At 35.0% G+C, this 15,168-nt stretch carries 11 protein-coding genes; 5 read left to right on the top strand and 6 right to left on the bottom strand.

Going from position 1 to position 15,168, the window contains the following annotated elements; translation table 11 throughout:
- Window positions 1–19: 19 nt before the first annotated feature.
- From BM201_RS17490 to BM201_RS17515, 6 genes are all read right to left on the bottom strand, one after another.
- On the bottom strand, window positions 20–2,824 hold the full coding sequence (locus BM201_RS17490) for a DUF5695 domain-containing protein (RefSeq protein WP_092545045.1): 2,805 nt from the start codon (window positions 2,822–2,824) through the stop codon (window positions 20–22).
- Window positions 2,811–4,430, bottom strand: coding sequence for a RagB/SusD family nutrient uptake outer membrane protein (locus tag BM201_RS17495; RefSeq protein ID WP_092545047.1), 1,620 nt, complete (start codon window positions 4,428–4,430; stop codon window positions 2,811–2,813). Before BM201_RS17495 ends, BM201_RS17490 begins: the two co-directional genes overlap by 14 nt.
- A gap of 10 nt (window positions 4,431–4,440) precedes the next feature.
- Window positions 4,441–7,674 (bottom strand): SusC/RagA family TonB-linked outer membrane protein, encoded by a 3,234-nt coding sequence (locus tag BM201_RS17500; protein WP_175487085.1) that lies wholly within the window; start codon window positions 7,672–7,674, stop codon window positions 4,441–4,443.
- 169 nt (window positions 7,675–7,843) lie between these two features.
- Window positions 7,844–8,989, bottom strand: a complete 1,146-nt coding sequence (locus BM201_RS17505) for a FecR family protein (protein WP_092545049.1) — start codon at window positions 8,987–8,989, stop codon at window positions 7,844–7,846.
- Window positions 8,990–9,079: 90 nt separating this feature from the next.
- Entirely contained in the window at window positions 9,080–9,610 is a 531-nt protein-coding gene (locus BM201_RS17510; RefSeq protein ID WP_175487086.1) for an RNA polymerase sigma factor, read from the bottom strand.
- A gap of 528 nt (window positions 9,611–10,138) precedes the next feature.
- Window positions 10,139–11,560 carry a hypothetical protein gene (locus BM201_RS17515; protein ID WP_092545053.1) on the bottom strand — a complete coding sequence of 474 codons (1,422 nt, stop codon included), beginning with the start codon at window positions 11,558–11,560 and terminating at the stop codon, window positions 10,139–10,141.
- Between the two features lie 808 nt (window positions 11,561–12,368).
- Between BM201_RS17515 and BM201_RS17520 the strand changes: the two genes are divergently transcribed.
- From BM201_RS17520 to BM201_RS18275, 5 genes are all read left to right on the top strand, one after another.
- Entirely contained in the window at window positions 12,369–12,707 is a 339-nt protein-coding gene (locus BM201_RS17520) for a single-stranded DNA-binding protein (protein WP_092545055.1), read from the top strand.
- Between the two features lie 159 nt (window positions 12,708–12,866).
- Window positions 12,867–13,409, top strand: a complete 543-nt coding sequence (locus BM201_RS17525) for a JAB domain-containing protein (RefSeq protein WP_245758691.1) — start codon at window positions 12,867–12,869, stop codon at window positions 13,407–13,409.
- Window positions 13,291–13,557 (top strand): transposase, encoded by a 267-nt coding sequence (locus tag BM201_RS17530; RefSeq protein WP_092545057.1) that lies wholly within the window; start codon window positions 13,291–13,293, stop codon window positions 13,555–13,557. Before BM201_RS17525 ends, BM201_RS17530 begins: the two co-directional genes overlap by 119 nt.
- Window positions 13,558–13,616: 59 nt before the next feature.
- The gene (locus BM201_RS17535; RefSeq protein WP_245758693.1) at window positions 13,617–14,429 is read left to right on the top strand and encodes an IS3 family transposase; all 813 of its coding nucleotides are present in this window, start codon (window positions 13,617–13,619) and stop codon (window positions 14,427–14,429) included.
- Between the two features lie 7 nt (window positions 14,430–14,436).
- Window positions 14,437–14,517, top strand: coding sequence for a JAB domain-containing protein (locus BM201_RS18275; RefSeq protein WP_092545063.1), 81 nt, complete (start codon window positions 14,437–14,439; stop codon window positions 14,515–14,517).
- Window positions 14,518–15,168: the final 651 nt, after the last annotated feature.

Below are 15,168 nucleotides of genomic sequence, written 5' to 3' on the forward strand. Positions count from 1 at the left end.
AATGGGGTACTTAAATTTTTTAATACCATATGAGTGTTAATTTTTTTTCTGGCTTGTCCATGGGAATATATACTTCCCAGCCTATATCTGTCTTTGCAGTTTCCAGAGATTCTTCAGAAGCATTCACTTCTTTAAGTTTCATTCTATCCGACTGAATCTTTAATATCGTTTGATGTTCTTTGGGATTGCTAGAAACATCATATGCACGATTTTCCAGGGAAAGACTAATTTCATCATTCGAACGATTTATTTTAATAGGAGTTTCCTCTAAAAAACCATCTCTATTTAAGCTTAGGTGAAATCGCTTATCAGGTAATACATAGCTAAAATTTTGACGAACACCGTCTTTTGGAATGATCTTATAAACCTTGGAATTTTCTTTAAGACTTCCTCCATAGACATGTAATCCAAAAACAGCATCTTTTACCAATATCGTCCTTGCCGTATGAAATGCAGCCCCATACCCAAGATCAATCTCTCCGTCATAATGCCATACGCCTCTTTCTTCATATTTTTGATACCACGGAATTCCGTTCTTTGCACTTATAAAATTCCATCCCGAAGCCCCATCGTTTTTTTCACCCGGATACCAATAGCCATAGTCGGTTGCTGCTGTACCGGTGTTCATTAATGCCCAGGAACTTAAATATGAATTATAACCTAATTCCAACCAATCGGAATTTTGAGAGAAATAAAGACCATAATCTAAAATTGACCAACCTCCCATCATTGCCATATATGTCATATCAGAAGTATGTGCATGTCCTCTCGTAGCAGAATCAGTTCCGGCTAAATAGTACTTAGGGCTTAACCACCCCCTTATAGCCAAACCTGCATAATGTTGCTGATCCATAAATTGTCTAGCGTCATTTGTAGAAACACTTGGATGTGAATACCATTTCTCTTTATTTTTATCGTACCATAAGTTATTATCCGGCTTCATCTTATTTTCTATAGCATATTTAGCTAGTGCATAAGACGATTCAAATGCTGTTCGGTCAAAACTATGTTCGGACCGATAAGGATATTTATCATCGTAAATAAAATATTTAGCTTTCTTTTCCCACTCTCCTCTTAAAAAACGGGCATCATCAGCTTGACCTTTACTTTCAAGGGTTTCTATTAAATCTAGAATTATCATCTCATTATAGATCCCCCATTTGTAAGTATCAAACCAAGACCAAATTTCATAAGGGTATTTGAAATAGGCTTTGGCAGTTTCAGTTGCTCTCTTCAAATATTCATTTGCACTCAGGCTCACTTGATCTGGATAAAAACTAGCGATTTCATACATATGAAAATACATTTTAATGATATGTGGATAATCATAGGCTCTCCAAATCTGCATGGCTTTATCATCATTCGGAAACACCATAGCGTGCAAGGTTGAATCTCGCGAAACATGCCAATTTGGAACACCATAGATACCATATGGATAAGGCTTTTCTTTATCAGTACGTTGAAGTCCTCCCCATACAAAATTTTCTATATGATATTCTAATGAAGCTATTTCATCTGAGTCCGGGAATACGGCATTTTTAGCCGCTACGAATGCTGCTTTTCCTAATATGGGATCATCGCAGGCGAGGACGTATCCCCACCAGCCAGTAAAACCATCAGAATCTTCAGGCCCTCGTAAGGTTTCATATTTCATATCATATACCGAATATAAACCATCCCACCAATCGCCCGGAGTCTTATGTTGCTGTTTCTGTACGATAAAAGAACTTCTTTTTTTTATTAAAGTTTCTATCGGCTCTGTTACAAAAAATTCTAAAACAGTTTTTTCACCTTCATTATATACTACCTTTAGCTGGTTCTCACCTAATCGGGAAAATTTAATACGATATAATTCGTATCCCTTAATGCTGGTTCCTATAGCTTCTATTTTGGTATTTTCAGGAAATTCGGGAATGACTTTATCTATTTTCCCTTTTAGCCTAAAGGCTACTTGAGCATTTAAATTAGTGGGTACGGTATAACCAGGTGATGCACGAATGTCTAATAATCCATTTTTATACAATCCATCTCTTAAATCTTCATAATGATCTACAGTGACTAATTTAAAGCCGTAGTTTACCTTGCTCCCTTTCTCTCCTTTAGGTCTAAGGGCTTTGGAAGTATGAGGAAGTCTCCAGGAACCTTTGGTAATTGGTCCCTTAGCCCCGGAGTGAATGTAAACATTAAATGTATCCTCTGAATTATCAAAATATTCCAATGGAGTTCCAGATTGAGTAAGCATCATATAGAACGGTCCTTCCCCGGAAGGCTTTGAATAAGTGACAAAAGAAGAATTTAGTGAAATACTTTCTTTCGATAAGAAACCGCCTTCGAAAATATCTATAGGTTCTGGATTCTGCTTACCCGCACCGGGTGGCGTCCATCTTATTGGTAAATAAACATCACCTAGTTCTACTTCTTGATCACCAGTAGTACCTATTTCAATATCAAGATACACCCCATCCTTTAAGGAACGATAAGTTCGCTTTAGGTATATAGGCATATCGAATAAAGAATCTACATATACTACGCTACTATCCTGCCCGTAATATTTTCGAGTGAGATGAGTTGTCAAGTCATTCCAATCTTCTCCCTTCATTCGATAATTGACTTCTATCTTTCCCCACACATGCTCTTTTGAAAAAAGATTGATACTATCCGTATCTGAATGGAATGAAAATAGTCCTTCTTCTGAAAAATCCACTTCGTAATCAGCATTGCTTATCTTAACTGATTTCTCCTGTGCCTGCAGTAGATTAAACATTAAAGTAAGAACAATCAAGATTATCGATTTATCATAACGCTTAGGTCTAATAATTTTCATTTTGTGTTAATGCAGGGTTCGAATTTAGTACTTCTTGTGGTATGGGAAATAGTTTTCTATAGTCTCCATTTGGGCGGTGAGAAAGCCAGCTTTTTGTGGTGAATACACCAAAACGAATCATATTTCTTCTGGTATAGCCTTCCCAGGCGAATTCCCATCCCCATTCATCAAACATTCTCCCAAATTCGACCGGAGTTTGATCCCCCTGATCCACGATTTCATAATCTTCTACATAGCCCCAATTGTAATCTGAATCTTCCATGAGCTCCTCATCGGTTACCGTCGCATTTTCATTATTCGCAAAAGCACGTTGTCTAACTTGGGAAACCAATGCTCCTGCTCCTGATTGCCCTGTCCTAAGCAGACATTCTGCTTTCATCAGTAATACTTCAGCATATCTAAATAGTGGCACATCGCTATCAGCACTCCACTGTGAGCCAACAGGAATTTCATATTTTCCCATACGATAACCTTCCATCTCGTTGGTGAAAATCCCATCAGGTATATCCTTTGAAAATATTAACGGCTCTCCTGCAAGATCATAAGCACCGAGTAATGGCTCTCCATCTATTCCAAACTGCTGTCCTGTTAGCCAGGAATCTTCCAACCGATTGTCTTCCTCATTATATGTATTTATAAACTGCGGTATACCTTTCGGGCCGCCCGCTCCGTTAGGAGGATATACTGTATTGAACTTTTTTTGAAGTTCAGAATGCCATGAATTCATAAACAGAAAATTCCCAACTACACCTCTGTCAAAATCATAAGGAATGGTAAGCATAACTTCACTTGAAGTTTCCGCCCCAGTTACTGTGAAGGGATCTTTATAATTACTGGATAGAGATAATCGTCCACTGTTAATAATATCATTACATTCATCGATACATTCCTGCCAACGTGCGGTGCCTGTATATACTTCACTATTTAGATAAATATTTGCCAATAGCGTTTTTGCCGCCCATTTGTTCATTCGACTATACTGAGATTCTCCCTGAGTCTCATTTAAATCAGGAATTACCGCGTTTAATTCGTTTACTATGAAATCATAAACCTCCTGTCGTGAATTTTTTGGTGTAAGCTCAGTAGAAGTAGTAACAACCAGTGGAGCATCTCCAAAATTATCACAAATCATCCAGTAATAATAAGCTCTTAAGGCTCTGAGTTCTGCCAGTCCCATTGATTTCTCCTCTTCCGAAGGAGCTGGTATTACATCGTTTTCTATACGCTCGATAGCAGCATTACAAAGGATAATTCCAGAATAGTTCTTCTGCCATAGCATTTCGATCTGCATCGATTCTGAATTCCATGTATGGAAATGCATTTGTTTATACACACCTCCATCATCCCAACCAGAAGGATTGGCAGGTAAAACTATGGCATTCCCAGTAAGTTCCTGAGTTTGCCATCTTCCAAAAACATCATTTGTAGCTAAGGCTGTATAAGCACCGGCTATATTAGGACCAAAATCTTGCTCCGAATATTCATATGAGCCTTCGGTAACAGAAGAATACACCTCTTCCTCTAAATCGTTATCACATCCGGTGTAAAGAACTCCCAATAGAGTTATTGCTATATATACTATTAATTTATTTTTAAAGATTTTCATGATAAAAATTCTAATTTTTCAATGTTAAATTAACTCCCAAAGTAAAAGTCCTGGCCGATGGATACCTATAACGATCATCAAGCCCCGGCGTAAGGCCCTGTACATTGACTTCAGGATCAATACCACTATATCCAGTAATAACTGCCAGATTATTTACACTTCCGTATATTCTTAAATTATCAATCCACTGAATAGTTTCCAGTTTTGGACGAAATCCAATAGTCACATTATCAAATTTCCAGTAATCACCATCTTCTACAAAATAACTTACGTATTGAGGGCTTTGATCATTGGCAAGCGGTCGTTTACTATAAACATCCTCAAAAGCTGTTCTGAAAATATTATTATCTGTAAGCGCCCCAGGAACACCGTAATTCATATTTGCCATATTAAGAATTTGATAATCAAAAGCACCACGCATGGTTACGGACATATCAAATCGTTTGTAAGCAAAGGAGTGATTCCAGTTGATGTAATACTTTGGCAATCCATTACCAATTACTTTTTTATCGTTCGGTGATTGCTCAATAATAGGTTTTGGAGTTCCATCCTGACCTTCAATTATCCAGTGTCCTTCTTCATCTATATCGATTGAGTTATATCCAAAAAAATTACCAATACGTTCACCTTCTTGAATTCGATGTGTAGTTTGCTGAATTGGCGCCAAGGTATTTCCTAGATCGCTAAAACCATTCGAGATAAATTCATCGTTCGAAAGTGATCTCAGAATACTTCGATTAGTGGAAAAATTAAAATTTGTACTCCAATTGAAATTTTCATTTGTTATAGGGACAATCCCCAAAGATATTTCAATACCATCACTTCTTAGTGTACCAGCATTTGCTGCGATGGTTGGGTATAAGTATGGCGGTACAGGTACCGAATAATTCCAGATTAAATCTTTAGTATCTCTCCTGTAAACATCTAGAGATCCGGTTAATCTTTCTTCAAAAAAGCCAAAATCAACCCCAATATTAATTTCTTCTTTTTTCTCCCAACGCAAATCCGGATTAGGATTTGAACCAGCCCTCAATAAGTTTACCCATTCCCCATTATAATACCCAAATCCACCAAGGTTTAATGTAATTAGAGACTGGTATGGATCTGTAGGAACTGTACCAGTTACTCCGAATCCTCCTCTTAATTTCAAATAACTTAAATCTTCAAATTTTCTCAAGAAAGATTCATTATCCATGTTCCATGCAGCAGAGATACCAGGAAATACACCCCATTTATGGTTTTCTCCAAACTTAGAAGATCCTTCATATCTTAGACTACCACTTAAATAATACTTGCCATCAAAATTATAATTCAATCTTCCAAAATATCCCACCAGTTTATCAGCAGCCTGATAAGTACTTTGGCCTGCAGAGCCTAGTTGCAATGCTTCTCCCAAACCAATATTGTTATACGAGTAATCGTCAGAGGGAAAATCCCAATTGACCATTCCCGCAGTTTGATAATTATTTCGAATCCATGTATAACCTCCCAGAGCATTTATAGAATGCTTATCACTAAATAACTTACGGTATTCAGCAGTAACTTCAAGCATATCGTTTTGAGTACGTGAGGTGTTTCGAGTCGCATATCCATTTCTACCCTGTATAGTAGTAGAACGGTGCTGCATAGTCTCGTAATAACCGCTAAACTGATTAGTAGTTTCCTGAGAACCTAAAACTTTAAAAGTTAAATCTTCAATAGGTTTAAAACTTAGTGCCGAATACATCCTGAAATTCGAAATTTTGTTTTCTCCTTCAGTTTCATAGAGAAGTGCTAGTGGATTTTCATACATTTCCCGTGCGCTTTCTGTCCAATTTCCATCATCATCCTTTATAGGTGCTGTAGGATTATATATTACTGCGTTTTGATAAACAGCATCATTGTAGGGAATTCCAAAAGATCTCTTAAATCCATTGATACTTGCATCTATTTTTAATTTGTCATCAAACATTTTGTGGCTCACATACAATCTTGGATAAACCACATTAATACGAGAGCGTTTTACTATCCCTTCATTAGAAGTATAATCCACAGTAGCTATATAATTAGTCTTATTCGATCCTCCTTTAATACTAAGACTGTAGGTTTGGTTAAAAGGTGTTTGAAGTATCTCATCTACCCAATCCGTGTTGAAACCACGATCTATTGCCCCTGGTTGCCCTGCATCAGCTCTCTCACGGTATTCCGCTGCAGTCATCACAGGAAGCTTCTTAATAATTTGCTGGGTGGAAACATAAGAATTCATTTCTATAGTTGGTTCCATAACCCCTTGACCACTTTTAGTGGTGATTAAAATAACACCATTAGTTCCTCTTGTACCATAAATTGCAGCAGCAGATCCGTCCTTTAATACGTCAATTTGTGCAATATCATTTGGAGATACCGTATTCATACTACCAGGAACTCCGTCAATAAGTACTAACGGACTCCTCCCAGAATTAAGCGTTGCAACTCCTCGTAAAGAAATTTGAGAAGTGGCCTGAGGATTAGCATCAGGCGTTATGATGTTTAAACCTGCTACTTTTCCCCTTAACAATTGTGTCGCATCTGGCGTTGAAGTCTGAACAAAATCTTCTGATTTTACACTGGCTATTGATGCAGAAATTTCTTCTCTCCTTTTGGTTCCATATCCAACCACAACTACATCTGCCAAAGATTCTTGATCCACCACCATACTAACATCAATTGAACCTTCGTCTTCTACTATAATTTCTTGATTTCGAAATCCCAAATAAGAAAATACTAAAGTAGACCCAATACTTGCCTCAAGGGTATAAGCACCCTCGAAATCCGTGATTACCCCCTTATTCGTTCCTTTTACCATTACATTCACACCCGCCAACGGCAAACTATCTTCTTTTGAAATGACTACACCACTGATAGTTTTTTGGTATATATTAGATCGGGAAGTTTTAATTACTTCTACAGGCGTCTGAGTATTATCGGAATTTTTCTTTAGAATAATTTGCTTCTTAAGCAACCGAATTTCTAAATTTTCTGATTGGAAGATTTCTTCTAAAATATTTTTCACGGGTCGCTTGGTCCCCTTTACAGAAACAATCTTAGCTATATCGATTTCGTTGCTATCAAATAAGAATTTGTAGTCCGTTAAATTCTCAATTTCCTTTAAAACCTCTCCTACCGATACTTCCTCGAGATCGATACTTATTTTGGATTTCTGAGAGTAAGAATTAGCATTGGAAGAGAAAATTGAAACCAGTAGGAGAAACACAGTTAGTTTCATCGTTTTACTAAATTTAAGCCAATACAGGCATTTAGTCTTTTTTAAAAGACGATTTTTCATATTTTTGTAATGCATTAATGGTTAATAAATAATCATTTATTCTAAATCGGGAGGTGTTCCAGCACTTCCTGATTTTTTTATTCTACTTCTTTTTTAATTTTATTTTAATTTAAGGTTCATAAATTTCTATTCTATTTTCACTGATTTTATAGCTAAAGGGAGTATGAGATTTAAAAGAATCCAAAATATCTTCCAAGCTTTCGACATCAAAAGTAGCCGTAAAAGATTTTTCATTTAATGCTTTATAGTGATTCTCTATTTGAATATTATATTGGCGTTCGAGTCTTCTAGAAATCTCTTTAAAATTTAGATTTTGAAAGATTAATTTCCCTTCAGTCCATCCAGTATATAAGTCTGTATCTACTTCATTAATCACTGGCTTTTCTGTATTACTCCATATCCCAAGCTCTCCTGGTTCCATAAAATACTGGTGAACATGGCGCGGATTATCTGATGACAATGCAATTGTTCCTTCCACTAATACAGCTTCAATTTCTGCATTTTCAGGATAAGCTCTAACATTGAATATCGTTCCGAGTACTTCAATATTCAAATTGGAACTATTCACTACAAAGGGATGTGTTTTATCTTTAGAAACCTTAAAAAAACCTTCACCTGTTAATTGAATCTCCCTAACATTACCTGTAAATGCTATTGGATATTTAAGCGTGGAACCGGAGTTCAGAAATACACTAGAGCCATCAGAAAACTGAATCTTGGTTTTTATTCCATTCGGAATTTTTAAAGAATGATAATTCGATTTGAAGGCACCAGCGTTTTCGCCTTTGTAATAAGTAATGACATTATTACTATATCTCAGTATAGTATCTCCATTATCATCTTTTAAGAATTCTACTGAATCTTCGGAAAAATATTTATAGCTACCATCAGCGAGAGTAAGTCTCACATTATTAGATATCTCAAAATCATCATTTACAATTGAAAATTGTTGATATAATAACGTACTCATAAGCAACACTCCAATCAATATTGCAGCATACCTGAATACCGATTTGTACGGAAATAATTTTCTATTATTGTTAAAAGATCTAGAGTGAACCTTTTTCCAGGCTTGATCTACATCTAGTGTTGATAGTTTTTGGAACTCCTCGTTTTTACGATAATGAAGTTCTTTTAATCCTTCGTAAAATTTTCGGTTCTTAACAGACTCATTTAGCCATTCATCAAAAAATTGTGCTTCTTTCAGACTTAATTTTCCTACTATTTTTTTTACTATTAAATCATTAATCTTCATCGAAGTATCTATTTTAAGACTGTTGTCTATATATAGGAGCAGAAAACTTAGATACAGGGTGACATTAAATAATATTTTTATTAATTTTTTCTAAAAAAATAAAAATTTAATAATTAAAATAGGGGATAATTGACGATAAGGGATATTCGTACGTAGTTTTTTATAGGCTCTTTTAACCTGAGTTTTCACAGTATTCACCGAGATATTCAATGCTTCGGCCACATCTGGATAAGTTTGCCCTTCAACTACACACATCATAAAAATACGTCTACATTGAGGAGGCAATTTTTCTAATTCTTTTTTTATTAAAAGGTTAATTTCTTCTCCGGAATTTGATTCTTCTTCATCGGGTTGATTCATTAATGATAACTCCTGTTCCAGTAATCTTTCTTTCTTTTTCTTTGCAATTAATTTAAATGCAGAATTTCGTACTGCCACCTTTAAGTATGCGTTTGGATCATCAATTATTTTAAATTTATCTTTCTTAATTAGATCGACAAAGACATCCTGGACAACATCTTCTGCCTCTTCTATATCTTCCAAATAATAGAAACAGATAGTGCATAGCTCTTTGTAGTTTTCTTTAAAAATTTTTTCTATATACCTATTTCCGTTTTTCAAGTAAATCGTATTTAATTACAATTATTAAAATTATATTAATTTTTAAATTAAAACAAAACGAATAAATTAATTTTTATCCATATAATTTACGAAAATAATAATTTTATAAATATTAAAAATCATATAAATTACAAGATATTATCCTTTTCCTATATGATATATGAAATGAATTAATAGCAACATAATGGCTAATCTTATAACAAAAGCAACTTAACATTGTTTTCTGAAAATGAAGAAAGTGACTTCTAAATCAATAGGTCCAGACTAGACTAAATTATAGGATCGCATAATAGAACATCTGAAAACTTTATCGAGGTTACTTTTTATCAATGATTTAAGCGTAAATATGTTTTATTGTACACAAAAAATCTTTACAAGAGAGGGATCAACATATTACTAAGTAATAAAAGAGACTAATTATTTATAAAATATTTACTTTATACTGAATAGAGCATGATAGAATTAAGTTCTCGAAAACACGAACTAGATCAAAATAATTGAAGGTGTGAAATAAGAATCCGTTTCAGTTTAAAAAGGAATAATCGTAATAAAAAATTTCAAGCTTTCATCAATCAGATCGTTTCCATCATTTAATAGTTTCAAACGTAAATTATCTACTTCTGAAATTTTAGCCCATATAATAGATACTTGATCACTAACATTATTTTCCATAGTGACATAAACTGAACTTGCTTTAGTAATTGGTCTTGAATTCGAAGGTATTGGAATATTTAATATCGTATTGCTATTTCCGTTAATCATTCTTATATCAATTGTTTTTGTAAACTTTAATATTTGTACCGAATTTAAATATTCCCAACTAGCTTTACCACTTGCATCCGATATTAAAACTTTACCTTCGGCTTGACTACCATCAGTCAGTCTAAAACTACCATTCACATGCAATTTTGCTGAAGGATCACTAATACCAATCCCAACCTTGTAATTATTGTCAGCGTTGGCCCCTAAAACGATGCTATAAGGTGAAGTGGCTACACTTCCTGTTCCTATCGCCACTGCATTATCAGCATTAGCATTAGCGTCCCGTCCAATTGCAATAGCATTAACACCATTCGTTTTAGCAAAATTTCCAAATACCATTGAAAAATTACCTTTAGCATTTGCTCTTTCTCCTATGGCATAAGTATCATTAGAGTTCGTAATTGCATTAGTTCCCAAAGCATAAGAGTTATCTCCAAGGACTTTTGAGAGCTGTCCTAAAGCATAGGAATTGTTCGCTCTAGTCTCTGCCATATATCCTATGGCGTAAGAATTATCAGCTAAACCCATGGCTCCATGTCCAAAGGCATATGATTGGTTCGCACTTGTAGTTGCTCCATCACCAATTGCATAGGCACGTTCTCCACTCGCATTACTGTCGCCGCCTATAGCATATGAATCAATTGTATTAGATAATGAGTTATTTCCGATAGCAAATGATCTTGGTGCTATAGATTTGGAATTAGTCCCAAAAGCAAATGAGTTTTCTCCAATTGAGTTTGCATAATGTCCAAACGCAAAAGAATTATTTTTTTCAGCTTCAGCTTCTTTTCCGAAACTAATACTGTTATTTCTATTAATAGAAGCCATTATTAGATCGTTAGCTATAAGCTTTACATCTTCATTGTACCGTGTGCCCAATCTTCTTGGATTATAAAGTATTTCCTGCCATTCATTATTATTCCAAAAATAAAATCCTTTAAATACATTATTTTGTTCCTCAACATTATAAACTATCAGTCCCGAGGCTGGGTTTTTAATGGGATCCGTATTGGATAAACTTTTTAATTTCACTCTTGGAAACAAGATTCCAGAATTAGAACTTTTAATATCTAATATTGATGAAGGATCAGGATCAGAAGTACCTATTCCAACCTGACTGTATCCTATTTGATAAAAAATAATTAAACTAAGAACTAAAACTTTTTTTAACATAAATTCAATTTTCATTCATTTAATCCAGAGACTTATAAAACAAACTACTTAACAAAATGATGTCCTTGAATTTGATTTGTACAAATTGGAAAAATCACCATTTAGTTTATGGATTGGGGTTATGACTCCCCTACATAAGACCTAAAAACTAGAAAAAAGGGTGAAAAATTTTTAATAAATTATAGTGAAAATAATAAAAGGTGAAAAATGTGATGTTCATCCTATATTGAAAATTAGAACATAATTCGTTAAAAAACAGATTATAAACTTACTCAAAAACACATATTCATTAGTCTTCTTTCAACTTATTTAGAATAACAGTTAACATAGCTTAATACTATTTAAATTACTTTAAGTACTTACCTTAAATCAGATAATTAATTTCAATTGCTATTATCCATTCTTGCATTTAGTTTCCTTTCTGAAGGTTACCGATTCTTCATATAAGGTTTTTGATTCCCTACCGGGCCGTACAGTTATTCTTTTTTTGGTCGCAAAACACCAACATTTTGGAGTTGAACCGGACTGCATAAACCGCTCCCCTACTCGCTTTTATAAGTCCTTATCAATCCAAAATATTGAAATCGTGTCAGCATCAAAAAAAGATAACAGCTATACGGCTCTATGGGAAGTAGATCAAAACAATTTAATATGAAATCAACAGCGACATATCTATTCGGAAGGGAAACTAAAAAATCAAAAAAAGGCTTGCCTGCCGCGGCAGGAAAAACGCTTCCGGATATAATAAGTAAATCATTTTTTCAAACTAGTTCAATGTATGTGTAACCGTCTGCCTCCGGGTAGACCTCTAAATCTTTTTATTATGAGTACTATTAGAAACAAAGTTCAGTTAATCGGAAATGTGGGAAACACTCCTGAAATTACTAATCTTGACACCTCCAAAAAAGTGGCGCGTTTAAGTCTTGCTACTAATGACTATTACCGAAACCAAAAAGGGGAATCTGTTCAGGATACTCAATGGCATAACCTTGTTGCTTGGAATAAACAGGCCGAGATTATCGAAAACTATGTGCCGAAAGGAAAGGAAATTGCCATCGAAGGCAAACTGATTTCCAGATCTTACGAAGATAAGGAAGGGAATAAACGTTATGTGACCGAAATCTTAGTGAGTGAAATTCTACTACTAGGTAGTAAGGGTTAAACTTCAATAACAAGGGCGGAACCCCTTCGCGCCCTTGTTGCTTTTTGAGATCATCTAAAACCTAAAGCTTAGGGCTGTAAATTTAATCAATATCATTAAAAAAGGGGTGTAACCTCTCCAGAATTAACACCCCCTTTATTTAACCTTAATCTATTAATTATGTCTTCTAAAGTTAACGAAATAAAACTATGCTACAAAGACCGGATAACAATTTCTAATTGTCCCAAAATTACCTGCTCCCAGGATGCAGCGAATCTTTACTATACCAATTGGGATAAAAACGAAATTCAATTGCAGGAATCTTTTAAAGTGATGCTCCTCAATAATTCCAATATCGTTAAAGGGATTTGCCAGATCTCGACCGGTGGAATTACCGCAACCTTAGTGGATATGCGAATTATGTTTGCCCTAATTCTAAAAAGTCTTTCTACCGCAATAATTGTTTGCCATAACCACCCCTCAGGAAAACTACAGGCCAGCGAAGTCGATAAAAAACTGACCTCCAAAATTCAAAAGACCTGTGATTTTCTGGTGAAGGCTTACCTGTTTTTCATACAGTTTAAAAATCAACTATTTTTAAGTTATGAAGAAAAGCAGATTTACAGAAGCACAAATAATTGCAATACTTCAACAGTACGAATCGGGAATGAAGGTTACCGACATTTGCCGAGACAAAGGAATTACCACGGCGGCCTTTTATAGCTGGAAGCGTAAGTATGGAGGTATGGATGCTCAACAACTCAAAGAACTTAAATCGCTCCAGGAAGAGAATCAGCGTCTAAAGCAGATGTATGCTGATTTGAGCCTTGACCATCGTATCCTTAAAGATATTATTGAAAAAAAGCTTTAAAGCCTTGTGAACGTAAGGAATTGGCCGAGCAAGTAGTTAAGCAGGAGAAGTTGAGTATTGTGAGAGCTTGCGAGTTGGTTTGCTTAAGTCGCTCTATGTGGTATTATAAGACCAAGAGGGATGATTCTGAAGTAATAGACAAACTTACAGAAATGAGTGAGATCAAACCTAATCGGGGATTTGATTACTATTTCTACAGGATCCGATCACAAGGCTTTAAATGGAACCGGAAACGAGTCCTTCGGGTATACAGGCTTTTAGGTCTGCAATTGAGAAGGAAGAGTAAAAAGCGTCTTCCAGCTCGTGTTAAAACTCCCCTGGATCAACCTCAGGCACCAAGACAGGTATGGAGTGCAGATTTTATGAGTGATGGCCTAATGACAGGAAGAAAGTTTAGAGTATTTAACCTTATTGATGATTATAACAGGGAAGCGCTATGTACCACTTCAGCACTATCAATGCCTGCCCTACGTGTTGTGGAATATCTAAGGCAGGCCATAGAGGTTTATGGCAAACCTTTACAAATACGAGTGGATAACGGGCCAGAATTTATTTCAAAAATATTTATGTCCTACTGCGAAACTGAAGGAATCGAGATCAATTATATCCAACCAGGAAAACCATCGCAAAATGGTTACATTGAAAGGTTCAATAAAACATTTAGAGAAGACGTTTTGGACGCTTACATCTTCAGGAATTTAGAAGAAGTACAACAGATAGCTGAGGGCTTTAGGGAAGATTATAACAAATATCACCCACATAAATCAATGGGCAGAAAAAGCCCTAATCAGATCTATAAAGAATTTTCATTGGGTCTAGACCCAATGAAAAAAGAAAAATTGTGTAATTTAGAGCTGTCCGAAAACGGGTAAGTCTTCACTGGATATTAAACTACTGGATCACCTGATCATCAATAGCGAAGGAAATTACCTGAGCTTTGCCGATGAAGGAATTTTATAAAATTCATTATTATAAAATTTTAAAGGGAGCTTGTACAAGCTCCTTTTATTTTTCGTTTTAAACTTTATTAATAATCTCCAAGCCTATGAACAAATAAAACAAGCGCTATATTTCAAAGATCAATATGTGAAATTTTATCTATAAGCGTTTTCCTGATAAAACATATTCTAAAATTTACTTTCAATTTCAACTCCTCCCCTATTGTGATTATTATAAAAAAAGGAAAAGCAATAGGCTGACCTGCAAAGCATGGTCACTAACGCATAAAACCCGAATAATAAATATATTACCTTATTTTTTATTCGCCAACATTTTAATAAATTTCACCATTAAAACCTTACCAACTTAATAATCAATCTACTAACTCGATTTAATTGTATAATTAATTGATATTATTGTATTTTTCTCCTTTTTCCTTTCCGAAAAACCAGAATAACAAAAACCGAAAAAGAATCATGAAAAGTGTCGATATCCGGATATTAATATAAATAAAAGACTATTTTTATGGAGATATAACGAGTTGTGAGCAATAAGCGCGGCTTTTACACCGATAAAGGAGTATTTTCTAGAATCAAAAAAGGACGTAGCATTGCGTAAGTGTGAACGTTGAGGAAAGAATTTCCTTCAACCCAGGCTTTTCGATGAGATCGT

The sequence above is a fragment of the Zunongwangia mangrovi genome (assembly GCF_900112105.1).
GTDB classification, from domain to species: domain Bacteria; phylum Bacteroidota; class Bacteroidia; order Flavobacteriales; family Flavobacteriaceae; genus Zunongwangia; species Zunongwangia mangrovi.

Excerpts from the sequence above, each read along its gene's own strand:
- BM201_RS17520 (WP_092545055.1), top strand. The coding sequence starts at position 12,369 with ATGAGTACTATTAGAAACAAAGTTCAGTTAATCGGAAATGTGGGAAAC.
- BM201_RS17515 (WP_092545053.1), bottom strand. The coding sequence starts at position 11,560 with ATGAAAATTGAATTTATGTTAAAAAAAGTTTTAGTTCTTAGTTTAATT.
- BM201_RS17490 (WP_092545045.1), bottom strand. The coding sequence starts at position 2,824 with ATGAAAATTATTAGACCTAAGCGTTATGATAAATCGATAATCTTGATT.
- BM201_RS17495 (WP_092545047.1), bottom strand. The coding sequence starts at position 4,430 with ATGAAAATCTTTAAAAATAAATTAATAGTATATATAGCAATAACTCTA.
- BM201_RS17525 (WP_245758691.1), top strand. The coding sequence starts at position 12,867 with ATGTCTTCTAAAGTTAACGAAATAAAACTATGCTACAAAGACCGGATA.
- BM201_RS17530 (WP_092545057.1), top strand. The coding sequence starts at position 13,291 with ATGAAGAAAAGCAGATTTACAGAAGCACAAATAATTGCAATACTTCAA.
- BM201_RS17500 (WP_175487085.1), bottom strand. The coding sequence starts at position 7,674 with ATGAAACTAACTGTGTTTCTCCTACTGGTTTCAATTTTCTCTTCCAAT.
- BM201_RS17505 (WP_092545049.1), bottom strand. The coding sequence starts at position 8,989 with ATGAAGATTAATGATTTAATAGTAAAAAAAATAGTAGGAAAATTAAGT.